The sequence below is a fragment of the Pseudomonas asiatica genome, from assembly GCF_040214835.1.
In the GTDB taxonomy this organism is placed as follows: Bacteria; Pseudomonadota; Gammaproteobacteria; order Pseudomonadales; family Pseudomonadaceae; genus Aquipseudomonas; species Aquipseudomonas putida_Z.
In genome coordinates this window covers 2,015,287-2,036,942 of record NZ_CP157874.1, presented here as the reverse complement: position 1 = coordinate 2,036,942, position 21,656 = coordinate 2,015,287, and the positions used below count along the sequence as shown (strand labels likewise).

At 65.1% G+C, this 21,656-nt stretch carries 22 protein-coding genes and 1 tRNA gene; 8 read left to right on the top strand and 15 right to left on the bottom strand.

The genetic code is table 11. The annotated features are described in order from the left end of the window. Positions 1 to 6 precede the first annotated feature (6 nt). From ABNP31_RS09225 to ABNP31_RS09205, 5 genes are read right to left on the bottom strand one after another with little or no spacing between them, the layout of a single operon-like run. On the bottom strand, positions 7 to 783 hold the full coding sequence (locus ABNP31_RS09225) for a fimbrial biogenesis chaperone (protein WP_238067526.1): 777 nt from the start codon (positions 781 to 783) through the stop codon (positions 7 to 9). A gap of 39 nt (positions 784 to 822) precedes the next feature. Further along, positions 823 to 1,326, bottom strand: a complete 504-nt coding sequence (locus ABNP31_RS09220; protein WP_075044623.1) for a Csu type fimbrial protein — start codon at positions 1,324 to 1,326, stop codon at positions 823 to 825. Between the two features lie 3 nt (positions 1,327 to 1,329). Next, on the bottom strand, positions 1,330 to 1,860 hold the full coding sequence (locus tag ABNP31_RS09215) for a Csu type fimbrial protein (protein ID WP_075044622.1): 531 nt from the start codon (positions 1,858 to 1,860) through the stop codon (positions 1,330 to 1,332). A gap of 18 nt (positions 1,861 to 1,878) precedes the next feature. Further along, complete coding sequence (locus ABNP31_RS09210) at positions 1,879 to 2,415, bottom strand: Csu type fimbrial protein (RefSeq protein WP_238067525.1); 537 nt, start codon at positions 2,413 to 2,415, stop codon at positions 1,879 to 1,881. A 30-nt stretch (positions 2,416 to 2,445) separates the two neighbouring features. After that, entirely contained in the window at positions 2,446 to 2,973 is a 528-nt protein-coding gene (locus ABNP31_RS09205) for a Csu type fimbrial protein (RefSeq protein ID WP_085663163.1), read from the bottom strand. 263 nt (positions 2,974 to 3,236) lie between these two features. Here ABNP31_RS09205 and ABNP31_RS09200 point away from each other — a divergent pair, with 263 nt between their 5' ends. The 3 genes from ABNP31_RS09200 to ABNP31_RS09190 are packed head-to-tail and all read left to right on the top strand — an operon-like array spanning position 3,237 to position 8,364. Next, on the top strand, positions 3,237 to 5,486 hold the full coding sequence (locus tag ABNP31_RS09200) for an ATP-binding protein (RefSeq protein ID WP_085663162.1): 2,250 nt from the start codon (positions 3,237 to 3,239) through the stop codon (positions 5,484 to 5,486). Positions 5,487 to 5,501: 15 nt separating this feature from the next. After that, positions 5,502 to 5,963 (top strand): response regulator, encoded by a 462-nt coding sequence (locus tag ABNP31_RS09195; RefSeq protein WP_015269730.1) that lies wholly within the window; start codon positions 5,502 to 5,504, stop codon positions 5,961 to 5,963. A gap of 13 nt (positions 5,964 to 5,976) precedes the next feature. Beyond that, positions 5,977 to 8,364, top strand: coding sequence for a response regulator (locus ABNP31_RS09190; protein WP_085663161.1), 2,388 nt, complete (start codon positions 5,977 to 5,979; stop codon positions 8,362 to 8,364). A gap of 91 nt (positions 8,365 to 8,455) precedes the next feature. Here the strand turns inward: ABNP31_RS09190 and ABNP31_RS09185 are convergent. Then, a tRNA-Gln gene (locus tag ABNP31_RS09185) sits at positions 8,456 to 8,530 on the bottom strand. 260 nt (positions 8,531 to 8,790) lie between these two features. Here ABNP31_RS09185 and ABNP31_RS09180 point away from each other — a divergent pair. Then, entirely contained in the window at positions 8,791 to 9,033 is a 243-nt protein-coding gene (locus tag ABNP31_RS09180) for a DUF465 domain-containing protein (RefSeq protein ID WP_025338457.1), read from the top strand. A gap of 1 nt (position 9,034) precedes the next feature. On the opposite strand, the gene ABNP31_RS09175 is transcribed toward ABNP31_RS09180, so the two are convergent. Continuing rightward, positions 9,035 to 9,460, bottom strand: a complete 426-nt coding sequence (locus ABNP31_RS09175; protein ID WP_238067524.1) for a DUF1810 domain-containing protein — start codon at positions 9,458 to 9,460, stop codon at positions 9,035 to 9,037. A 159-nt stretch (positions 9,461 to 9,619) separates the two neighbouring features. Between ABNP31_RS09175 and zapE the strand changes: the two genes are divergently transcribed. After that, complete coding sequence (zapE, locus tag ABNP31_RS09170) at positions 9,620 to 10,690, top strand: cell division protein ZapE (RefSeq protein ID WP_238067523.1); 1,071 nt, start codon at positions 9,620 to 9,622, stop codon at positions 10,688 to 10,690. 127 nt (positions 10,691 to 10,817) lie between these two features. Here zapE and ABNP31_RS09165 read toward each other — a convergent pair whose 3' ends face one another. Beyond that, positions 10,818 to 12,707: a propionyl-CoA synthetase gene (locus ABNP31_RS09165; RefSeq protein ID WP_350013218.1), complete on the bottom strand. Its 1,890-nt coding sequence runs from the start codon at positions 12,705 to 12,707 to the stop codon at positions 10,818 to 10,820. Between the two features lie 180 nt (positions 12,708 to 12,887). Here ABNP31_RS09165 and ABNP31_RS09160 point away from each other — a divergent pair, with 180 nt between their 5' ends. Beyond that, on the top strand, positions 12,888 to 13,754 hold the full coding sequence (locus tag ABNP31_RS09160; protein ID WP_085592929.1) for a LysR family transcriptional regulator: 867 nt from the start codon (positions 12,888 to 12,890) through the stop codon (positions 13,752 to 13,754). On the opposite strand, the gene ABNP31_RS09155 is transcribed toward ABNP31_RS09160, so the two are convergent. The 5 genes from ABNP31_RS09155 to ABNP31_RS09135 all read right to left on the bottom strand — a co-directional run bounded on the left by ABNP31_RS09155 (position 13,728) and on the right by ABNP31_RS09135 (position 17,834). Then, positions 13,728 to 14,882: an HPP family protein gene (locus tag ABNP31_RS09155; protein ID WP_238067521.1), complete on the bottom strand. Its 1,155-nt coding sequence runs from the start codon at positions 14,880 to 14,882 to the stop codon at positions 13,728 to 13,730. The two genes, ABNP31_RS09160 and ABNP31_RS09155, sit on opposite strands and share 27 nt — an antisense overlap. 341 nt (positions 14,883 to 15,223) lie before the next feature. After that, positions 15,224 to 16,543, bottom strand: coding sequence for an ATP-binding protein (locus ABNP31_RS09150; protein WP_025338451.1), 1,320 nt, complete (start codon positions 16,541 to 16,543; stop codon positions 15,224 to 15,226). After that, on the bottom strand, positions 16,540 to 17,208 hold the full coding sequence (locus tag ABNP31_RS09145) for a response regulator transcription factor (protein ID WP_013971919.1): 669 nt from the start codon (positions 17,206 to 17,208) through the stop codon (positions 16,540 to 16,542). The genes ABNP31_RS09150 and ABNP31_RS09145 overlap by 4 nt, the downstream gene beginning before the upstream one ends. Beyond that, positions 17,209 to 17,523 (bottom strand): PepSY domain-containing protein, encoded by a 315-nt coding sequence (locus ABNP31_RS09140; RefSeq protein WP_025338450.1) that lies wholly within the window; start codon positions 17,521 to 17,523, stop codon positions 17,209 to 17,211. It lies immediately after the preceding gene. Next, positions 17,523 to 17,834 carry a PepSY domain-containing protein gene (locus ABNP31_RS09135; protein ID WP_025338449.1) on the bottom strand — a complete coding sequence of 104 codons (312 nt, stop codon included), beginning with the start codon at positions 17,832 to 17,834 and terminating at the stop codon, positions 17,523 to 17,525. Before ABNP31_RS09135 ends, ABNP31_RS09140 begins: the two co-directional genes overlap by 1 nt. A gap of 357 nt (positions 17,835 to 18,191) precedes the next feature. On the opposite strand from ABNP31_RS09135, the gene ABNP31_RS09130 reads away from it, so the two are divergent. Both ABNP31_RS09130 and queD read left to right on the top strand, forming a co-directional pair. Next, positions 18,192 to 19,271: a patatin-like phospholipase family protein gene (locus ABNP31_RS09130; protein WP_025338447.1), complete on the top strand. Its 1,080-nt coding sequence runs from the start codon at positions 18,192 to 18,194 to the stop codon at positions 19,269 to 19,271. Between the two features lie 53 nt (positions 19,272 to 19,324). After that, complete coding sequence (queD, locus tag ABNP31_RS09125; protein ID WP_025338446.1) at positions 19,325 to 19,681, top strand: 6-carboxytetrahydropterin synthase QueD; 357 nt, start codon at positions 19,325 to 19,327, stop codon at positions 19,679 to 19,681. 39 nt (positions 19,682 to 19,720) lie between these two features. Here the strand turns inward: queD and ABNP31_RS09120 are convergent, their stop codons facing one another. Beyond that, complete coding sequence (locus ABNP31_RS09120; protein ID WP_238067520.1) at positions 19,721 to 20,989, bottom strand: hypothetical protein; 1,269 nt, start codon at positions 20,987 to 20,989, stop codon at positions 19,721 to 19,723. Positions 20,990 to 21,060: 71 nt separating this feature from the next. Continuing rightward, positions 21,061 to 21,528 (bottom strand): DUF1289 domain-containing protein, encoded by a 468-nt coding sequence (locus ABNP31_RS09115; protein ID WP_161795747.1) that lies wholly within the window; start codon positions 21,526 to 21,528, stop codon positions 21,061 to 21,063. Positions 21,529 to 21,656: the final 128 nt, after the last annotated feature.

The window sequence follows — 21,656 nt, the reverse complement described above, 5'->3', positions numbered from 1 at the left end:
GCAGGCTCATTGGCTTTGGCGGATGGTGTCCGCGCTGCTCTGGCCGTTTACCCTCCCCTTCAGCACACTGCCGGCACTCGGTGCCAGCGGTGCCGGCCAGCGCATGCTGGCCCCCGGCAGCACATAACCCAGCAGGCCATCGGCCAGTGGCTTGCTCTGGCTGCCCTGCTGCACCACCACATCGGTCAGCCGCGCATGCACCGCGCCGGTGTTGCGCAGCTCCACGTACGGCTTGCCCTGCACGGTCACCGCACGCCAGCTGAGTTGCGGCTTGCCGACGCCCTCGGCATTGCGCTTGCCCGCGGGATCGGCCTTGCCCCACAGGCCTTCGCCGTATACGAACAGGGGTACCGAGTAGCGCATCTGCAGGCGGATCGCCGCGGTGGTGCCGGGCTCGGCCTTGTCGACGGGGATGGCGGGCGGAATTTCGTCGATGATGATGCGGTAGGCCTGCTCCTGGCCGACTGGCGAGGGGCCGGTGCGGGTCAGGCGGATCAGTTGCTTCTGCCCGGGGGCGATGTTGGCCACCGGCGGGCTGCCAATGATCTCGCGCTGCGCCTGGTACTGTTCCTGGTAGTCACCCTGGCGCCAGGCGAACACCCGCACCTGCAGGTTGGCCGGTGCCGTGCCGCGGTTTTCCAGCCACAGTGCGCCAGCCTTCTGGTCAGCCTCCAGCACCGGGTCGATCGGCCAGATCAGCACCGAGGTGGCCGCCCCGGCCGGCAGGCTCGCCAGCCACAATGCTCCGATCAATCCACGCGCCCACTTCGCGCCTGCCCCCATGAAGCTCTCCTTGAATACCGGTCGTTGGTGCCGGTGCATTCACCAGGTCACCGTCACTTGCACCACATCGGTGTAGGTCCCCGCCGGCTGCGTGCCGGTCAGCTGGACCCGCCCGTACACCGGCAGCTTGATCGCCGTCGGGTCGGTGTAGCTCACGGCCACGCTCTGGCCGATCCCCAGGCTCTGGCTGTATGCCGCATCCCGGTACAACTGGTAGGCCAGCACCTGCGTGCCGCCCGTCCGCTTGAGGTTGCGTGTGCCACTGGCACTGTTCTGCCCGCCATCCACGCTCATGCTCAAGGCCACCCCCGGGGTGCACTGGAATGTCACCGTGCTGCCGCCCAACGAGGTGCCGATGACTCCGCTGGCCAGAGCCGATTGCGAACCGTAGTCGAGCGTCCCGAAGCTGCTCACACCGCCCACCACCAGGCACCCGGCAACGATCTGCGCCGTCACCTGGAAGCTGCTGGTGGTCGCCGCATCCAGAGGCGCGGCCAGCAGCACGCCAAGGCCGCTCAGGCCGCCCGCCAGCCAGCTGCGCATGGTTCAGAACGACAGCTCGACGGACACAGTGTCGGTGTACACCCCCGCCGGCAGGCCGGCCTTGCCGCGCGCCTGACCATACAGGTTGACGGTCTGGGCCGTACCGCTGCTGGTCGGCAAGGTGATGGTGCCGTTGATGGCCAGCACCTGCGTGCGCCCGGCATCGGTGTAGAAGTCGTAGGGCACGAAGTTGCCGATGCCATCTGCCAGCGCACGGCTGCCCCCGGCCGACTGGCCATCGTGGGAACCTGCACCCACGCGGATCACGGGTACCGTGCCGGCCGAACAGAGAATGCTGATAGCCCCTCCTCCGCCGCCGATCACCTGGGCGTCTGCGCTGGTGAACAGGGCATCGCGAGTACCGAAGTCCAGGGCACCGAAGTTCACCCCCGAAGTGCCCGAGCTGCCATTGACCTGGCACGCCGCGGTCAAGGTCAGCTTCGAGTCGATGGTCCCGGTAGTGGCGGCCTGCGCCTGGGAAGCCAGCATCAGCCCCAGGCCGGCAAGGATGCAGCGTGAAAGGTTCGTTCGCATCGAAGTCTCCTTGTGTCGTTACCAGTCCAGGGTCACCCTCAGGGTGTCACGGTACAGCCCGGCCGGCAGCGCGCGCGGTTGCGCCACTACCACACCGTAGATGGGGATCGGTATCTGCCGGGTACTGCTGATGGTGAAGGCACGCGCCTGGCCGATGCCGTAGCGGCTGTTACCGCCTGGGTCGACCGCCAGTTGATAGGGGATCAGCTCGCGGCCGTTGCTCAGGCGCCGTATGCCGTCGCTGCCATTCAGGCCGCCGTTGATGCGCACGTTGAACGCCCGCACCTCGGGCGTGCAACTGATCTGCAGGCTGCCTTCGCCGCTCACATCATCAACCCGGCTGCGCAGCGGCTGGTCCCAGTTCGGTCCGCGCTCGCCGAAGTCCATCAGGCCGGGGTTACCCACCGTTGCCGGTTGCGTCTCGTTGCTGCTGATCTGGCAAGCGGTGCTGATCACCAGCCGCGCCTGGATGAAACCGGTGCTGGTGCCATGCGCGGCACCACCGGGCACCAGCAGCGGGCCCAGGGAAAGCAGCAGGATCGAGGTACGGTTCATGGCGTCGCGTCCTTGTGCATGGCGGCATCCCTACCAGCTGACGGTGACTTTGAGCAGGTCGGCGTACAAGCCTGCAGGCGGTACCCAGGCCAGCTTGTCGATCCGAGCAAACAACGGCAGCTCGACCGAACCGCTGTTCGGCACCCGCGCCGAATGCGCCACGTTCACCGCCAGCGGTTCGCGCCAGGCAGCGTCGCGGTAAAGGCGATACGGGATGGGCCGGGCCGTGGCATCGTCACTGGCCAGGAAGCGCAACTCGCCGACGCCGCCATGCTGCCCACCATCGACGCGGACCTGATAGGGGGTGTGGGGATTGCATTCCAGGCGTGGCGGACGCTGGCTCAACAGCGCGCCGGTGAGCGGCGCCCCAGGGCCATCCAGCCGTGCAGCAGCGCCCAGGTCGATGCGCCCAAGCGCCTGTGCCCCGGCATCGCGGGGCTGGTTGACCAGCATGCAGCCGCGCTGCACCAGCACCCGCACCTCCACCAGGAAGTCCGCCGCCATGGTACTGCTGCTCAACATAAGGCCCAACAGGGCGGCCAGGTAGCGCTCCGTCACCTAATTATCCTTGTCGATGTCTGCTGACCTGAGCGTAGCAGCGGAGTGGCATCACGCTGCTGGCATCGAGCCATTTTTTTGTATTAGCCAAAAAGCGCTACCACCTGAAAAAAAAGCCGCACGACACAGAACGCATCGCCGACATTCTCCTCAAATGGCCAAAGGCCGTTATCCGGACCGATATTCTGTTAGGGTGTATCCCCTTCATCCTGCCTAGACTCATGCGGCATGCATGGAAGGACACGACAGGAGCGTTTTCATAGATGATTGCAGACAGCACGCTCACCCAAGCCCTCGAGCGCTGCGCCCAGGAGCCGATCCAGCTGCCTGGCAGCATCCAGCCCCACGGTTTCCTGCTGGTGCTGGACGAAACCGACATGCGGGTACTCCAGGCCAGTGAAAATGTCGAACACTGGCTGGGCATGCCGGCCAGTGAACTGATAGGTCGCGACTTCGCCGAACTGGTCAGCGGTGCCTTCGACCTGCGCCTGCACCTGGCCCGCCTGCCGCAGGACGAGGTCTTTCCGTTCCACATCAGCGATGTGCACCTGCGCCAGGACGCTCCATATCGTGGCAACCTGCACCTGCTGGTCCATCGTCACGACCAGGTGCTGATCGCCGAATTCGAACCCCCTCGTCTGCCGGCGGACCTTGCCGGGCAAGGCGACTACTACCCGCTGGTGCGCAGCTTCGTAGGCCGCCTGCACCAGGCCGGCAGCCTCGAGGAACTGCTGCAGCAAACCGTGCTGCAGCTCAAGCGCATCACCGGCTTTGGCAGGGTCAAGGCCTATCGCTTCGATGCCGAAGGCAACGGCCAGGTGCTGGCCGAGGTGGCCGACCCGGGGTACCCGAGCTACCTGGGCCTGTGTTTCCCCGCTTCGGACATACCGCGCCAGGCGCGCGAGCTATACCGAATCAACCGCATCCGCGTGATCGAGGACGCCAACTACCAGGCCTCGCCGTTGCTGCCAGCTGCCAACCCGCGCACCGGCAAGCCGCTGGACCTGAGCTTTGCCGCGCTGCGCAGCGTGTCGCCAGTGCACCTGCAGTACATGCGCAACATGGGTACCCTGGCATCGATGTCGCTGTCGATCGTGGTCGACGGGCAACTCTGGGGGCTGGTGTCCTGTCACCACGAACAGCCGCGCCCGGTGGACCTGCGCACCCGTACCGCCTGCGAACTGCTGGCCAGTGTGCTGTCGCTGCAGATCGAGTCGCGCGAGTCCCACGCCAACACTCGCCAGTTGCTGGAGCTGCGCCAACACATCGTGCGCATGATCTCGTCCATGGCCGACCATGACAGTGTCGGCGACGGCCTGCGCGACTTGCCGGAAGTACTGCTGGCCTTCGCCGGCGCCCAAGGTGCCGCGGTCATATCCGCCGAACGTTGCGACCTGATCGGCAAGACCCCTCCGGCCGCGCAGGTAAACGCCCTGGTGCACTGGCTCTCCCAGCGTGGCGAAGAGAGCGTGTTCCACAGCGACAACCTGCGCCGCGACATCGATGAACTGCCCGAGCTCGCGGCCCATGCAGGCGGTGTGCTGGCAGTGGCCATTTCGCAGATCCACTCGCACTACCTGCTGTGGTTCCGCCCCGAGCAGGTGCGCACGGTGAACTGGGCCGGGCAGCCGAACAAACAGGTCGGGCCGCAGGGCAACCTCGACCCGCGGCACAGTTTCGAAAGCTGGCAGGAAAAATTGCGCGGCTACTGCGAACCCTGGCACCCGCTGGTCATCGAAGGCGTGCAGGAGCTGCGCACGGCAGTGCTCGGCATTGTCCTGCGCAAGGCCGAGGAACTGGCGCAGCTGGCTGGGGAGCTGCGCCGCTCGAACAAGGAGCTCGAAGCGTTTTCCTACAGCGTGTCCCATGACCTGCGCGCGCCCCTGCGCCATATTGCCGGCTACTCCGAACTGCTCGGCGAAATCGAGGGCCAGAGCCTAAGCGAGCGCGGCAGGCGCTTTCTGCAACACATCGAGGAAGCCGCGCATTTTGCCGGAAGCCTGGTCGACAACCTGCTCAACTTCTCGCAAATGGGCCGCTCTGCCCTGCGCCTGTCCGAGGTCGACCTCAACGCCCTGGTCGAGGCCATTCGCAGCGAACTGGCGCCCGACTACCAAAACCGCGAAATTGTCTGGGACATCGCCCAGTTGCCCAAGGTGGTCGGTGACCCGGCGTTCATCAACATGGCCTTGCACAACCTGCTGGCCAACGCCATCAAATACACACGTGGGCGCACCCCGGCGCGCATCGGCATCAGCGCCGTGCAACACCCGGGCGAAACCGAGATCTGCATTCGCGACAACGGCGTGGGCTTCGACATGGCCTACGCCAACAAACTGTTCGGCGTGTTCCAGCGCCTGCACCGCATGGAAGACTTCGAAGGCACCGGGATCGGCCTGGCCAGCGTGCGTCGCATCATCGAACGCCATGACGGCCGGGTCTGGGCCCATGGCAAGGTTGGCCAGGGTGCAACCTTCCACTTCACCCTCCCGCGCCATCCCGCGACTACCTGAGGCACCGCTACCATCATGCTCAAACCCATCCTGCTGGTCGAAGACAACCCACGGGACCTGGAGCTGACGCTCCTGGCGCTGGAGCGCAGCCAGTTGGCCAACGAGGTCATCGTGCTGCGTGACGGTGCCGAGGCACTCGACTACCTGCTTCGGCGCAATGCCTATGCCGAACGTGACGATGGCAACCCCGCCGTGCTGCTGCTGGATCTGAAACTGCCAAAGGTCGACGGCCTGGAGGTGCTGAAGGAAGTGCGCGCCACCGCCGAGCTGCGCAGCATCCCGACGGTGATGCTGACGTCCTCGCGCGAGGAGCCCGACCTGCTGCGCGCCTACGAGCTGGGGGTGAACGCGTACGTGGTCAAGCCGGTGGAGTTCAAGGAATTCGTCGCCGCCATTTCCGACCTGGGGGTGTTCTGGGCGGTACTCAACGAACCGCCACCCGGCTCGCTGCGCCTGAACCGGCGTGGCAGCATCTGAGGTGGCCGCGACGATGCAGCCAACGCCGCTGAAACTGCTGATGGTCGAAGACAACTCGATGGACGCCGAGCTGACCCTGATGCGCCTGGAACGCAGCGGGTTGCAGGTGCAGGCGCAGCTGGTGTTCGACCATGCCGGTGTCGAGCAAGCCCTGAGCGAGCCCCACTACGACCTGATCTTGTGCGACTGCGTGCTGCCGGGCTCGTCCGGCACCGATGTGCTGGCCATCGCCCAGCGCCTGGCACCGGACATTCCGTTCATCTTCCTGTCTGGCATCTATGGCGAAGAACATGCGGTGGAAATGATCCGCCTGGGCGCCACCGACTATGTACTCAAGAAGAACCTGCCGCTGCTGCCCAAGGCCGTACGCCGGGCCCTGACCGAAGTGCAGGAGCGCCAGCGCCGGCGCCGCGCCGAAGAAGCCCTGGCCGACGTCGAGGCACGGGCACGCATTGCCATCGACGCTGCCGGCATGGGCACCTGGGACATGCGCCCGCAAGAAGGCCTGTTGTTGTGGGATGACCGCTGCAAGACCCTGTTCGGCCTGCCCGCCGATACCGAAATGAGCCTCGAGGTGTTTTACGCCGGCATCTACCCCGACGACCTGCCGCAGGTGCGCGAGGCGGTGGAGCACGCCATGTGCCCGGAAAGTGGCGGCCTGTATCGGGTCGAATTCCGCATCGCCCACCCCGCTGGCCTGGAACCGCGCTGGCTGCTCAGCAGTGGCCAGAGCCAGTTCGTCGACGGAAAGTGCGTGCGTTTTTCCGGGGTGCTGCAAGACATCCATGCCCAGCGCCAGGCCAACCAGGCACTGCGCCAGCTCAACGAGATGCTGGGTGAAAGGGTCGAGCGCCGCACCCGCGAACGCGACCGTGCCTGGGAGCTGTCGCAGGACTTGCTGGCCGTGCTCAACAAGGACCTGACCCCAGTCGCGCTGAACCCCGCCTGGGAAGCCAGCCTGGGCTTGTCCCGCGAACGCCTGAGCCAGTCGTCCTTGCTGCACCTGCTGCCCGAGCCCGACCAGGAACTGCTGCTCACCGAACTGGCCGCCCTCGCCCATGGCCGCACCAGCGCCCGCTTTGTCGGGCGTATCCTGGATGCCGGTGGCCAGCAACGCTGGTTGTCGTGGGTGGTGGTGCCGGAAGACACCCTGCTGTACGTGGTGGCGCGCGACATCACCAGCGAGCGCGAAGCCGCCCTGGGCCTGGCCGAAGCCAACGCCCGCCTGCGCGAGCAGATCGCCGAGCGCGAACGTATCGAGGCCGCGCTGCAGCAGATGCAGCGGCTGGAAGCGGTCGGCCAGCTGACCGCCGGTGTGGCTCACGACTTCAACAACCTGCTGACGGTAATCCTCACCGGTGCCAGCTTCCTCGAGCGCGACCTGGCCAAAGCCGACGTTGAAAAAGCCCGTGCGCGGCTCACGCACATCCGCGAAGCCGGCGAGCGCGGCGCCAAGCTGACCTCGCAGTTGCTGGCTTTCTCCCGTCGCCAACGCCTGGAACCGGTGGCGCTGAACCTCAACCGCACCCTGGCCGGCCTGGAGGAGTTGCTGCGCCGCACCTTGGGCGGCAATGTCTCGGTGCGCCTGGACCTGGAACCAACCCTGTGGCAGGCGCTGACCGACCCGACCCAGACCGAAATGATCATTCTCAACCTGGCGATCAATGCCCGCGATGCCATGCCCGACGGCGGCCAACTGACGCTGTCGACCCGCAACACCCGGATCGACGCCCGCCCGCAGCGCCCGGAAGACCCGGACCCTGGCGAGTACGTGATGCTGAGCATCCGCGATACCGGCTGCGGCATGAGTGAAGAGGTGCTGGCCAAGGTATTCGAGCCGTTCTTCACCACCAAGGATATCGGCAAGGGCTCGGGCCTGGGCCTGGCCCAGGTATTCGGCTTCGCCAAACAGTCCGGGGGTGGCGTGCGCATCGACACCACGCCTGGGCGTGGTACGCAGGTGGCCGTGTATCTGCCGGCAGTCAAGGGTGAAGCCGTCAACGAACCGGTGCCGTCGCTGTTCAGCCACTCGATAAGCGAAAGCGGCCGTAATCGCACCGTGCTGCTGGTGGATGACGACCATCTGGTACGCGACATGCTCGGCGATGTGTTGCGCCAGTACGGCTACCAGGTGCGCCAGGCGCACAGTGGCGAACAGGCCTTGGCCTTGCTGGATGAGCAGATCGACCTGCTACTGAGCGATTTCGCCATGCCCGAGTTCAACGGTGCGCAACTGGCACTGGCGGCACGCGAGCGGTACCCGCACCTGCCGGTGGTACTGCTTACCGGTTATGCAGAATTGCAGGGGCTGGAGTTGCCGGGCAGCCTGGTGATCCAGAAGCCGGTACAGGCCGATGAACTGGCCCGCTTGCTGAACGAGATGCTTGGAACTGCCAGGTGACCGAACAGCCCGCGACAAAACCTGCGGAAACGACAAAGCCCGGCGCTTGTCTTTCCAAGCACCGGACCGAGATACGTTTGAAGCAGGAAAATGGCAGGGGCGGCTGGATTCGAACCAACGCATGGCAGGATCAAAACCTGCTGCCTTACCGCTTGGCGACGCCCCTGTATCGGATGCAGCATCTGCTGCTCTGACAATTCCAACTGAGTGACAACTGGGTTGTTGTCTTGGAATGCGCGGCACTTTAACAACAAACTTTCGGTCTGTGAACCCCCTGATGAAAAAAAATTACCAAAAAACAGCGAGTTAGTCATTTTCGCGGTTGGCGAGGCGACCATCCGTCGCTTTCCGCCCGCTTGGCTTCAACACAATCGCATTCCTCCCTTCCAATCAGATGAACCATCTGCATTGACCAAGGAGGACCCCATGCCTGTCTCCCACGATCTTTACCAGGACTTGCACTACCCGCGCGAAATCGTCCAGCAACGCCGTCAGCAGGACAAGGCACTGGACCGGCTGCTGGACGAGTACATGGACATCGACAACCAGGTGCTGGCCGCCGAGTCGATCTCGGCGGGCAACTTCGAGGATGAAGACCTGCGCCGCCTGAAAGAACGTCGGCTGGCAGTGAAGTACATGATCGAGCGCCAACTGGAGCACAAGGCCTGAGCTAACCCGGCAACATGGCCAGGGTCAGGGCGTCCTGATCACCGCCGTAAAATTGCACCAGCGCCAGCTGGAACAGCGGGTTGTCGGGCGCCGCCCGGGCGAACAGGGTCAGGCACGAGCGCAGCTTGAGGTGGTCGGGGCTGCCGAGCATTTCACGGGCGCTCTTGTCGCTGTGCTGCAACAGCGCAGTCACGCAGGCCTCCAGGCGTGGGCCAAGCAGCGGATGAGCCAGGTAGGCACGGGCCTCGTCGATACCGGCCAGCGCATAGCGTTCGGCCATGGCGCTGTGGCCCAGGCCATCGAGCTGCGGGAACACGTACCACATCCAGTGGCTGCGCTTGCGCCCGGCCTGCAGCTCCTGCATCACCTGGTCATACACAGGGTTCTGCGCCTCGACGAAACGCTGCAGATCATGGTCGGCGTGCATGCTCGCCCCTCCTCGCATCGGCTCCAGCATCTACTGTACGCCTGCCATGGCAAACCTATCTCATCAGGCGATGATTGCCGCGCACTTTCTGTATTGGTCAAAATGGCCGCCCTCGGGCAAGCTGCACGCTGCCCCGCCATCGCCCAAGGAGCTTTGCTTTTGCCTGCCTGGATCCCTACCCCGCTACGCCAGCTTGGCCAACGCCTGCGCGGCGCCGCCGCCAACCAGAGCGAACTGCTCGGCTGGTTCGAGGACAAGGCGCACAGCCGCGGTTACCAGCTCAGCGACGGCCAACGCCGGGTGATCCACTGCATGGCCGAACAACTGGCGCAGCTCGAACAAGGCCAGCCGCGCAGCCTGTACCTGTACGGTTCGGTAGGCCGGGGCAAGAGCTGGCTGCTCGATGGGTTTTTCCAGGCGGTGCCGGTGCAGGCCAAGCTGCGCCTGCACTTCCATGACTTCTTCGCCCGCCTGCACCAGGGCATGCACCGCAACCGGGCGCTGGACGACGCATTGGGCGCGACCCTCGACGAGCTGGTGGGCGATTGCCAGGTGCTGTGCTTCGACGAATTCCATGTGCACGACATTGGCGATGCCATGCTGCTCACCCGGCTGTTCAATGCGTTGTTCAGCCGCGGCGTGTTCCTGCTGGTGACGTCCAACTATGCACCCGAAGGGCTGCTGCCCAACCCGCTGTACCACGAACGTTTCCTGCCGGTGATCCGCCTGATCAACAGCGCGATGGAAGTGCTGGAAGTGGGTGGCGATACCGATTTCCGCAGCCTGCCGGCCAACCGCGAGCATCAGCGCTTTACCCGGGGCCACTATGTGTGGCCGGGCAATGCAGCGCAGCGCCAGGCGCTGAAGGTGCCCGAGCCGCAGCCGGTGATGCTGGAAGTGAACAAGCGCCCGCTGCGCGCGCTGGCCGTCGATGGCCGGCGGGTGGTGCTTGGCTTTGACGACCTGTGCGAAAAGGCCACGGCAGTGATCGACTACCTGGTGCTGGCTGGGCAGTACGATGAGTGGATCATCGATGGGCTGGATGATCTGTCTGAATGTTCGCTGGCGGCGCAGCAACGTTTCGTCAACCTGGTGGATGTGCTGTATGACCAGGACCGGCAGGTGCTGGTGATCGGCAAACGGCCGCTGGAAGAAAGCCTGGGCGGGCCGCTTGCCGACCTGATGCGTACGCGCAGCCGGTTGGGGCAGCTGCATCAGGTAGGGCCCTAGAACTGCATTGCCTGGGCCGGCCTCTTCGCGGGTAAACCAGCTCCCACAGGGATGTCACAGGCCTTGAGAACTGTGCAATACCTGTTGGAGCGGGCATGCCCGCGAAGAGACCAGCAAAGTCAAAACATCAACCCGCCCTGGGCAAATCCGCCAGCACCGCCTCGATCTCCCCCAGCACTGCCGGGTCATCCAGGGTCGAAGGCGGCACATAGTCCTGCCCGTCGGCAATCTTGCGCAGCACCGCCCGCAGAATCTTCCCGGAGCGGGTCTTGGGCAGCCGCTTCACCAACCGCACCCGGTTGAAACACGCCAACGCGCCAATCTCCTCGCGCACGCTGCCCACCAGGTCCACCAGCAACTGCGCCTCGGCAATGCCCTCGCCGTCCTTGAGCACCACCAGGGCCAACGGCACCTGCCCCTTGATCTCGTCATGCACGCCAATCACCGCGCACTCGGCCACCGCCGGGTGGCGTGCCACCAGGTCCTCCATCTCGCCGGTGGACAGCCGGTGCCCGGACACGTTGATCACGTCATCGGTACGCCCCATGATGTAGACGAAACCGTCATCGTCCAGGTAGCCACCATCGCCGGTGTGGTAATACCCCGGGTAGGTCCGCAGGTAGGCCTGCAGGTAACGCTCATGGTCGCCCCACAACGTCTGGCTGCACCCGGGCGGCAATGGCAGGGCGATGACGATCGAGCCCTGGTGGTTGGGCCCCAGCAGGTGGCCCTCGTCATCCAGCACACGCACGTGATAGCCCGGCACCGCCCGGTTGCTCGACCCCGGCTTCGCCGCGCTGCCTTCCAGCCCTACGCAGGGCGCGGTGACCGGCCAGCCGGTCTCGGTCTGCCACCAATGGTCGTGTACCGGCTTGCCACTGACCCGTTCCAGCCATTCGTGGGTGCTGGAATCCAGTTTCTCGCCAGCCAGGAACAACTGGCGCAGCGAGCTCAGGTCGTGCTTGCGGATCAGCTCCCCCTCGGGGTCTTCCTTGCGGATGGCGCGCATGGCTGTGGGCGCGCAGAACAATGCATTGACCTTGTATTGCTCCACCACCCGCCAGTACGCCGAGGCGTCCGGGGTACGGATCGGCTTGCCTTCGTAGAACACCGTGGTGCAGCCGCTCATCAGCGGCCCATAGACGATCAGCGAATGGCCGACCACCCAGCCCACGTCGGATATGCCCCACCACACATCGCCGGCCTGCATGCCGTAGATATGGCGCATGGCGTAGCACAGCGCCACGGCATTGCCGCCGTTTTCCCGCACGATGCCCTTGGGTTTGCCGGTGGTGCCAGAGGTATACATGATGTAAAGCGGGTCGCCGGCATCCAGCTCCACCGGTGCCACCGGCTCGGCTTTGGTCAATGCCGCCTGCCAGTCCAGGTCGCGGCCTGGCTGCAGCTGGGCACGCGCCTGCGGGCGCTGCAGCACCAGCACGTTGCGCGGCTGGTGGCGGGCCAGTTGCAGGGCGCGATCGACCAGCGGCTTGTATTCGATTACCCGGTCGAACTCCAGCCCGCAGGAGGCCGTCAGCAGCAGCGTCGGCCGGGCATCGTCGATGCGCAAGGCCAGCTCGTTGGCGGCAAAGCCACCGAACACCACCGAGTGCACTGCGCCAATCCGCGCGCAGGCCAGCATGGCCATGGCCGCCTGCGGCACCATGGGCATGTAGATGATCACGCCATCGCCCTTGTTCACCCCCAGCTGGCGCAACAACCCGGCCAGGCGCGCCACCTCGTCGCGCAGTTGGTGGTAGGTGTAGGCCTGCTGCACGCCGGTCACCGGCGAGTCGTAGATCAGCGCCAGCTGCTCGCCACGGCCCTGCTCGATCTGGTGATCGAGGGCCAGGTAGCAGCTGTTCAGGCGGCCATCGGCAAACCAGCGGTGGGTACCGTCGGCATTGTCTTGCAGCGTGAGGGCAGGCTTGCGGTGCCAGGCCAGGTGCGCGGCCTGTTCCGCCCAGAAAGCGGCAGGGTCGGAAATGGAATGGGCGTAGCTGTGCTGGTAGCTCATATCGAAAGAAACCCGGTACTTGTTGTTATTGAAGGGCGAAACTTGAGTATGGACCGCTACACCCGCGCCGCCAGGGGACTAAAGTCACAACCGACCTGCAAATTTGCAGACAACGCAAAAACGCCCCATAACGGTGCAAAGCCTCTAGAATAGGCCACCCCTTCAACCACCGAGCAGCCCATGGACATCGATCAGGCCCGTACCTTTCTGGAAATCGTGCGTTGCGGCAGCCTGGTCGCCGCCGCCGAACGCCTGTTCGTGTCACAGACGGCGATCACCGCGCGGGTGCAGCGCCTGGAGCAGCAACTGGGCTGCCAGCTGTTCGTGCGCAGCCGCAACGGCGCCAGCCTGACCAGCGACGGCGAGGCATTCGTCAGTTATGCCAACCAGATGGTGCAAACCTGGGAAGCGGCGCGCCGCGACCTGCCGCTGCCCGAAGGCTGCCAGCAAGTGCTGCACGTGGGCGCTGAGGTGAGCCTGGGCAACCCGATGCTGCTCGACTGGGTCAGTGCCCTGCACCGCGAGCTGCCCAGCCATGCCATCCGCAGCGAGGTGAGCGACGGCGAATCGCTGCTGCGCAAGGTCGAGATGGGCCTGCTGGATGCCGCGTTGGTCTACCAGCCGACCTACGGCCCGGGCCTGCAGGTGGAGCAGTTGATGGAGGAAAAGCTGATCCGTGTGCGCCGGGTCGCCCAGCCAGACCCGTACATCTATATCGACTGGGGCGAAGCCTTCCGTCGCCAGCACGATGCCGCCCTGCCCGACTGCGCGCGCCCGGCGCTGAGCTTCAACCTGGGCCCGCTGGCCTTGCAGTTCATACTCGACCAGGGCGGCAGTGGCTACTTCCGCACGCGGGTGGTACAGGCCTACCTGGACAGCGGGGTGTTCGAGCGGGTACCGCAGGCGCCGGAATTCACCTACCCGACCTTCCTGGTGTACCCGCGCAAGCGCGACAGCGAAGCCCTGCAACAGGCCTTCGCCATCCTGCGCCGGCTGGTGGCCGCCGGCGCCAGCGACTGGTCACAACGCTGGGACCCGGTTATCTGAAGCCTGGGCCTTGCTGAGCAGCTGGCGCTTGAGGCCGGCGATCAGGTCGGTCTGGGTGATCACCCCCACCAACTGGTCGGCATCGAGCACCGGCAGGCAATGCAGGCCCTGTTCGCACAACAATGGCAGCAAGCGCTCCAGCGGGTGCTGGCTGCTGACGCTGATTACCCGGCGGCTCATCACCTGCTCCATGCGCACCGCCTTGCGGCCGAACAACCCGCGCCAACTGAAGCGACCACGCTGCATGGCCGGGCCGACCAGGTCGCTGAGGCTGACTATCCCCACCAGCTTGCCCTGCTGCAGCACCGGCAGGGTTTTCAGATGGTGGCTGGCCAGCATTTTCCAGGCCTGCTCCAGAGTGGTGTCGGGGGTGGCGAACTGCACGTCGCGGGACATCACCGAGGCCGCGGTGATACCGCCGAGGCTGCGCTGCAGGGCGTGTTGCTCGGTGGCCAGGATGATGCGTTCCAGTTCGTCACGGGTGACGTCGACGAACTCGCCCAGTTCTTCCAAGGCCTGGTCCAGGTCTTCTCCACGGATGCCGACCCGCTCGCTGGGCAGCGGGTCATGGGTGTGGTGCAGGTCCTTGCGCGGCACCGCGCCTTTCGGGTAGCGCACGCCGGTGAGGCGGTTGTAGAGGATCGCCACCGCTACCAGGATCAACGCGTTGAGCAGCACCGGCTCCAGCAGGTGGTCGCCCATGGCGGTCAGCCCCGGGTCGGCCAGCACCGCGCTCACCGCCACCCCGCCACCTGGCGGGTGCAGGCAGCGCAGCAGGCACATCACCAGGATCGAGATACCCAGGGCGGCAGCGGCCACCCACAGCTCCGGGCCGAAGCCCTGGCGCATGGCCAGGCCGACCGCGCCGGCCAGGGCGTAGCTGCCCAGCACCGGCCAGGGCTGGGCCAACGGGCCCGAGTGCACGGCGAACACCAGCACGGCCGAAGCCGCCAGCGGGCCGAGCAGGTGCAAGGCGATGCTGGGGCCATAGGCCATGCTGGTCAGCCAGCCGGCGAGGAACAGGCCGAGCAACGCGCCGATACCGGCACGCAACCATTCTTTGGGGGGAATATTCAGGGGCGCTGGCAACAGCCGCTGCAGACGACTTTCGGAACGCGAGGCAGACATGTAGGTAATCGGAATCTGTAGTTTTTCTGGTTAGAAAGAAAGCCCAGCCGAGGTGGCCTGGGCCTCGTATTGCGGTTGCAATAGCACAAGGGGCTCCGTCCGTGGAGAGATGGAAACCGCAAGGTTTCGTGGGGGAATTTTGCCGGGTGGGGTGAGATTGGGCTAATTCAAAAAAATGCGGCTGTACTGCAATTTTTTTGCAGTGGTGATATGGCCAGCAAATTCCTCAAGCGCGCCGCGCAACTTGTGGGAGCGGGTTCACCCGCGAAGAATGCGACACGGTGCATGGCACCGGCTTCGCCGGTGTTCGCGGGTAAACCCGCTCCCACAGGGACCCGGCATTACCGAGCCTTGCGCGGCAAGTCGATGCTTACCCGCAAGCCGCCCAACGGGCTATCCAGCAGCGCCAGGCGCCCGCCCCAGGCCTCGACGATATCGCGCACGATGCCCAACCCCAGCCCGTGCCCGTCTACCTGCTCGTCCAGCCGCGAACCGCGCTCCAGTACCTGCTGCCGCTGGCCCTCGGGGATACCGGGGCCATCATCATCGACCCACACCTGGTAGCCCTCGGCATTCGGTGCGATACCCAGCCGCACCTCGCTGTCGGCCCACTTGCAGGCGTTGTCCAGCAGGTTGCCGAGCAGCTCCAGGAAGTCCTCGCGGTCCCAAGGCAGCAGCAGCCCGGGCGGCACATCCCTGGCCAGCAGCAGGCCCTCGCCATGGATCATGCCCAGCGTCCCCAGCAACCCCGGCAGTTCGACGTCGCAGTCGAACTGCGCGCCAGGCAGCGCATCCCCCGCCAGGCGCGCACGATTCAGCTCACGCGCCAGGCGCTGCTGAATCTGCTCCAGTTGCTCACGCATCTGCGCGCGAACATCCGGCAGGTCCTTCAGGCGCTCGCTGGAGGCCAGGCTCAGCAGCACCGCCAGTGGCGTCTTCAGCGCATGGCCCAGGTTGCCCAGGGCATTGCGCGAGCGGCGCAGGCTGTCTTCGGTATGGCTCAGCAGGTGGTTGATCTGCCCCACCAGCGGCGCCAGTTCGCTGGGCACTTCGGCATCCAGCTGCGAGCGCTGGCCCTGCTGCAACTGGGCGATCTGCTGGCGTGCCCGCTCCAGTGGCCGCAGCGAGCGGGTGACGGTGATGCGCTGCAACACCAGCACCAGGATCAGCGCCACCAGGCCCATGCCCAGGCCGATCTGCTGCAGGCGCCGAAAACCTTCGCGTACCGGCGAATAATCCTGTGCCACGCTGATCGAAATGTCCTGGCCCAGGCGCCGGTAGTCGGCACGCAGGGCAAGCAGTTGCTGGCCTTCCGGGCCGAGTTCGTGGCTGTCGGAAAGGCCCGGCGCGGCGGGCTTGGGCATGTCCAGATCCCACAGCGAACGGGAGCGCCAGGTGCCTTTATCGAAATCGATGCGGAAGTAATAGCCGGAAAACGGCCGCTGGTAGGCGGCCGAGATACGCCGCTCATCCAGCTGCAGGCCCGAAGGCCCGCGCACCAGGGCCACCAGCAGGTTTTCGCTTTCCTTGCGCAGGCCGTTCTCCAGGTAGCGCTGCAGGCCGACTTCGAACAGCCACAACGTCAGCTGCGCCAGCACCAGGCCGACCACCACCAGCACCGCCACCAGGCCCAGGCTCAGGCGCGCCTGGATCGACTTCACGCGGCGCTCCCGGCGTAGATGTAGCCCTGCCCACGGCGGGTCTCGATGACGCTGCGGCCCAGCTTGCGCCGCAAGTGGTTGACGTGCACTTCCAGCACGTTGGAATCGCGCTCGGTTTCACCGTCGTAGAGGTGCTCGGCCAGGTGGCTCTTGGACAGGATCTGCTGCGGATGCAGCATGAAGTAGCGCAGCAGGCGGAACTCGGCGGCGGTCAGCTGGATATCCACGCCGTCACGGTTCACGCACTGCCGGCTTTCGTCCAGGTGCAGGCCGGCCGCTTCCAGCGTCGGCTGGTTGGCCAGGCCACGGGCACGGCGCAACAACGCCTGGATGCGCAGCTGCAGTTCTTCGGGGTGGAAGGGTTTGCTCAGGTAGTCATCGGCCCCGGCCTTCAGCCCTTCGATACGCTCGGCCCACGAGCCACGGGCAGTAAGGATCAACACCGGCGTGGCCAGGCCGGCGGCACGCCACTGGGCCAGTACCTCCAGGCCCGGCAAGCCCGGCAGGCCAAGGTCCAGGATGATCAAATCGTAGGGTTCGCTCTGGCCCTGGTACACCGCGTCGCGGCCATCGGCCAGCCAGTCCACGGCGTAGCCCTGGCGCTGCAGGCCGGCGGTCAGTTCATCGGCCAGCGGTACATTGTCCTCGACAAGCAACAGGCGCATTCAGTCGTCTTCCTCGTCTTTGAGCAGGGCACCGCTGCTGGCGTCGAGCTTGATCTCGCGCACCACGCCTTCAGCCGTCAGCAACTCGACTTCGTATTCGTAGCGATTGTCGTCTTCTTCCAGCTCGGCCTCCAGCAGGCGCGCCCCGGGGTGACGCCCCAGGGCGGTTTCCAGCAGATGCTCGAGCGGCAGGATGATGCCCTTCTGGCGCAGTTCCAGGGCTTCGTCCTGGTCCAGGTCGCGGGCAACGGCCAGGGAACACACGGCCAGCAGGGCCAGCGCGAGGTAGCGCGCCGGCCGCAGTAGGTGGGTCATCAGTTGTCCCGCTCGTCCTTCAGCACTTCACCGGTCTTGGCGTCCAGCGCCACGTCCCATTCGACGTTCTGCGTGTCGCGCAACTCGACCTTGTAGATGTAGCGGCCGTACTCGTCTTCAAGCTCCGAGTCGGTGACGGTGGCACCCGGGTGCTTGGCCACGGCGGCGGCCTTGAGTTCGTCCAGCGACTTGACGGTCTTGGCATTGACCAGTTTGACCACTTCGTCGGGCTGCACATCCTTGGCGATGGCGGAATGGGCGCCCAGGGCAAGGGCGGCGGCTACGGTGAACAGGGCAGTCATGTGTTTCATCGTTCTTCTCTCCTGAGAACTGTGCAAGTTGTCTACGGGGTTAAGATTAACCACCGGTCCTTAATTCAACCTGAAAACAACTGGCGCCATGATAGCGCAGGTCAGGCTGCTTTCACGCCATCACCGAATCCCGCGCGGTCTGTGGGAGCGGGCATGCCCGCGAACACCGGCGGAGCCGGTGCCATACACCGCGCTGGGCCATTCGCGGGCGCGCCCGCTCCCACAGGGAATGTGACATGCTCTAGAACCTTGTTCCCTATGCGACAGCGCAACCCGATGGGTTGGGCAATCTCCTGCAGGCCCTGTGCATGCCTTGAACCCTTTACAATGACTCGCCTGCTGCCAAAGAGACCCGCCATGAGCGCCATTCACATCAAGTACCCCGCCCTCACCTTCAAGGCCGGCCAACGTGCCCTGCGGCAGGTCCGCGAGCGCGGCCTGCAGGCGGCCGATGTCGGTGTGCTGCCGGGTGCGGCTGGCGGGCCGAAGCCGCTGGGCATCCAGGGCCTGGACCTGGCGCTGTTCGGTGAGTGGCTGCCGTCGGCACCACGCCAACGTGCGCTGATCGGCGCCTCGATCGGCGCCTGGCGCTTCGCCAGTGCCTGCCTCGACGACCCGGTCGCAGGCATCCGTCGCCTGGGCGAACTGTACACCGAGCAGGATTTCGCCAAGGGCGTCACCCCGGCCGAAATCAGCCGCAGCTGCCAACACATGCTCGACAACCTGCTGCAAGGCCGCGACGGCCAACTGCTGGCCAACCCGCACTATCGCCTGAACATCCTGGTAGTGAAGAGCCATGGCCAGCTCGCCCACGACCATCGCGGCCGCCTGGGCCTCGGCCTGGGTTCGGTGATCGCCAGCAACCTGCTCGGCCGCTCGCGCCTGGCCCGGCACTTCGAGCGCATCATCCTGCACGACGGCCGCGCCACGCCGCCGCTCGACGCACTGACCGACTTCCCCTCGCGCTGCCTGCCGCTGGACCTGGCCAACCTGCGCCATGCCTTGCTCGCCTCAGGGTCCATCCCCATGGTCATGGAAGGTGTGAAAGACATCCCAGGCGCAGGTGCAGGCACCTACCGCGACGGCGGCCTGCTGGACTACCACCTCGACCTGCCCTACCGCGGCGACGACCTGGTGCTGTACCCGCACTTCACCGACAAGGTCGTACCCGGCTGGTTCGACAAGGCCCTGCCCTGGCGCAAGGGCGATGCCACCCGCCTGCAGAACGTGCTGCTGATGACACCCTCGCCGCAGTACCTGGCGGCGTTGCCCTACGGCAAGCTGCCCGACCGCAACGACTTCAAGCGTTTCATGGGCGATGCGCCTGGCCGCAAGCGCTACTGGTACAAGGCCATTGCCGAGAGCCAGCGGCTGGGCGACGAGCTGCTGGAGCTGATTGCCACCGGGCGGTTGCATGAACGCCTGCAAGCCTTGTAGCGGCCATGCTGGTAGACTGCGCGCATTCTTGATTCACATAGAGTTATGACAGCGTGGAAATCTTCAAGGAATTCACATTCGAATCGGCCCACCGCCTGCCGCACGTCCCTGCCGGGCACAAATGCGGTCGCCTGCATGGCCACTCGTTCAAGGTCGGCCTGCACCTGACCGGCCCGCTCGACCCGCACACCGGCTGGATCCGCGATTTCGCCGAAATCAAGGCGATCTTCAAGCCGATCTACGAGCAACTGGACCATAACTACCTGAACGACATCCCGGGCCTGGAAAACCCCACCAGCGAAGTGATCGCCAAGTGGATCTGGGACCAGGTCAAGCCGCTGCTGCCGGAACTGTCAAAGGTCCGCATCCACGAGACCTGCACCAGCGGCTGCGAGTACAGCGGCGACTGAACCCCGGCAAGGGCGCTGTAGCAGCGCCCTTGCGCCCCCCTAGAACCTGGCCGAGGTTTCAACCACCTGCACAGTCAGGGATCCTTCCTCACCCAGCGCCTCCGTACCCAGCCTGCGTTCGCTGCGATCAGCCAGCTTCACGACTCGGCCACTGCTGTGCCTGAGTTTCACGTTGGCCACTGTTGCCCCCACCTGCAAGGCAGCCGGGTCCAACCCGTCCAGATGCCAGAGAAAATCCGCCTCCGCACGAACCGATTGCCAGCGCTGCGCCAGGCTCATGGTCCAGCCCTTCTGTTTGCGCAGGGTGAACTTCAGGCGCCGACCGCGCTCGTCAAGCGGCCAGATCTCATACGCATACACCCCGTTATCGAGGTAGGCGGCAAACCAGAAACGCTCGCATGCCGGTCGGGTTTCATCGTCGCGCCAGCGCGTGCCCAACGAATCGGTCTGCTCCACACTCAGCCTTGCCCGTGGATTCCACTCCCAGCCTTCGTCAAAGCGAGCTGCCACCAAGCCCTGCACGCCGTCCGCGGAGCCGGCAGGGCCGGCTGGCGCCTCGTCGGGCCGCCAGCACAAACTGGCGATGAAACTGTGCTCTGCCTTGAACACATGACTGCTGCCCGCCCGCTGCAGGCCCGTGCCCCAGGCGACATCACGCGCTTCATGTGCGTAGTCCATCACTTCTAGGGCCATCAGTCCTGGCTCGCCAGTCAGCGTGTTTATCAGCCACGCCTCCCGGTTGGCGAGGCGCCTGGCCCGTTGCCCGGCGGCGTCGACCAGAACGACATTGCATAACCGCGCCCCGCGCTTGATATCGTTGTGGTTGATACCCGAAAGGTTCCACAGGTGCTGCGGGTCGGCCAGATGCTGACGCCCGGCGGCCGCCTCGGTCTGGTCCTTCACGCCTACGTAGCCTGCAAAGCCTGACAGCGCCCCCGGCTTACTGTAGACAATCCGCTGCAGCGGTTTCCAGTTCCGGTCATAAGGCCGCATTTCATACCGCAGCGTCGCCCCGGTCCGGTCCGTACCGCTGACATAGGCTCCGAACCAGAACAGCTCGCCATACACATGACTGGGCAAGGTGTAGCTCCATGGCTCCAGTTGCAATGGCCCGGTGCCTTCGGGCTCGGCCCGCAGATACCGGTACCAGTGGTCATTGTGAAACCCGGCCCCGCCATAATGCAGCCACATGGGCGCAAGCCTGGCGGTCGAAGCATCCCACTGATCGGGGTGCAGGAGCTCATCGCCCAGCTGCCACCAGCAGCGAGCCAAGAAGGAAAATTCCGGGTGGTAGACATAGTCGCTCATGGGCGCTTCCTGTACATGGAAAACGCCGGACACTACGCGAGCGATGCCGCCCGAAATCAGCGGGAAACAGCCTACTCCAAAGCCTGTTGCAGGAACGCCGGGGCGATGTAGCGCTGGTAATGCGCCTCGGACAGCAGGAAGAACTCGCGGTCGATGGCGTCGCGCAACTGCGGCAGCTCCCAGTCGCGGAATTCCGGCAGCAGCACCATGCCATAGGCCTCCAGGTCACGGATCATCCGCGCCCCGCGGGCAATCAGCTGGTACGCCCAGCAATATTCCGACTGCTGCTCGACAAAGCGGATGGAACGCTGCTCCAGTTGCTGGCGCAGCAGGCCTTTGTCGAACACCTCCAGCTTGGCCATCATCACCTGCACCAGCAGTTGCTCCAGGCGCAGCCACACGGCGCGCTTCTGCGCATCGTCGTAGCCGTTCCAGTTGATCACTTCGTGGTGGAACCGCTTGCAGCCACGGCAAACCGTGTCTCCGTAAACCGTGGAGCACAGGCCGACGCAAGGGGTCTTGATGGACTTGTTGGACATGAAAAACAACAGCTTGGCGGTGGAACACGGGCTCATGTTAGCCCTTTGTCTAACCAGGGTCACTCGTTAAAGTCATCTTCGCCGCCTTACGTTCGAGCTTTTTTTGCCGTAGAATCATCCCGCCTTTT

What these genes read in the sequence shown, in the direction of transcription:
- ABNP31_RS09225 (WP_238067526.1), bottom strand. Translation starts at nt 783, where the DNA reads ATGGGGGCAGGCGCGAAGTGGGCGCGTGGATTGATCGGAGCATTGTGG.
- ABNP31_RS09220 (WP_075044623.1), bottom strand. Translation starts at nt 1,326, where the DNA reads ATGCGCAGCTGGCTGGCGGGCGGCCTGAGCGGCCTTGGCGTGCTGCTG.
- ABNP31_RS09215 (WP_075044622.1), bottom strand. Translation starts at nt 1,860, where the DNA reads ATGCGAACGAACCTTTCACGCTGCATCCTTGCCGGCCTGGGGCTGATG.
- ABNP31_RS09210 (WP_238067525.1), bottom strand. Translation starts at nt 2,415, where the DNA reads ATGAACCGTACCTCGATCCTGCTGCTTTCCCTGGGCCCGCTGCTGGTG.
- ABNP31_RS09200 (WP_085663162.1), top strand. Translation starts at nt 3,237, where the DNA reads ATGATTGCAGACAGCACGCTCACCCAAGCCCTCGAGCGCTGCGCCCAG.
- ABNP31_RS09195 (WP_015269730.1), top strand. Translation starts at nt 5,502, where the DNA reads ATGCTCAAACCCATCCTGCTGGTCGAAGACAACCCACGGGACCTGGAG.
- ABNP31_RS09190 (WP_085663161.1), top strand. Translation starts at nt 5,977, where the DNA reads ATGCAGCCAACGCCGCTGAAACTGCTGATGGTCGAAGACAACTCGATG.
- ABNP31_RS09180 (WP_025338457.1), top strand. Translation starts at nt 8,791, where the DNA reads ATGCCTGTCTCCCACGATCTTTACCAGGACTTGCACTACCCGCGCGAA.
- ABNP31_RS09175 (WP_238067524.1), bottom strand. Translation starts at nt 9,460, where the DNA reads ATGCACGCCGACCATGATCTGCAGCGTTTCGTCGAGGCGCAGAACCCT.
- ABNP31_RS09165 (WP_350013218.1), bottom strand. Translation starts at nt 12,707, where the DNA reads ATGAGCTACCAGCACAGCTACGCCCATTCCATTTCCGACCCTGCCGCT.
- ABNP31_RS09160 (WP_085592929.1), top strand. Translation starts at nt 12,888, where the DNA reads ATGGACATCGATCAGGCCCGTACCTTTCTGGAAATCGTGCGTTGCGGC.
- ABNP31_RS09155 (WP_238067521.1), bottom strand. Translation starts at nt 14,882, where the DNA reads ATGTCTGCCTCGCGTTCCGAAAGTCGTCTGCAGCGGCTGTTGCCAGCG.
- ABNP31_RS09145 (WP_013971919.1), bottom strand. Translation starts at nt 17,208, where the DNA reads ATGCGCCTGTTGCTTGTCGAGGACAATGTACCGCTGGCCGATGAACTG.
- ABNP31_RS09140 (WP_025338450.1), bottom strand. Translation starts at nt 17,523, where the DNA reads ATGACCCACCTACTGCGGCCGGCGCGCTACCTCGCGCTGGCCCTGCTG.
- ABNP31_RS09135 (WP_025338449.1), bottom strand. Translation starts at nt 17,834, where the DNA reads ATGAAACACATGACTGCCCTGTTCACCGTAGCCGCCGCCCTTGCCCTG.
- ABNP31_RS09130 (WP_025338447.1), top strand. Translation starts at nt 18,192, where the DNA reads ATGAGCGCCATTCACATCAAGTACCCCGCCCTCACCTTCAAGGCCGGC.
- ABNP31_RS09120 (WP_238067520.1), bottom strand. Translation starts at nt 20,989, where the DNA reads ATGAGCGACTATGTCTACCACCCGGAATTTTCCTTCTTGGCTCGCTGC.
- ABNP31_RS09115 (WP_161795747.1), bottom strand. Translation starts at nt 21,528, where the DNA reads ATGTCCAACAAGTCCATCAAGACCCCTTGCGTCGGCCTGTGCTCCACG.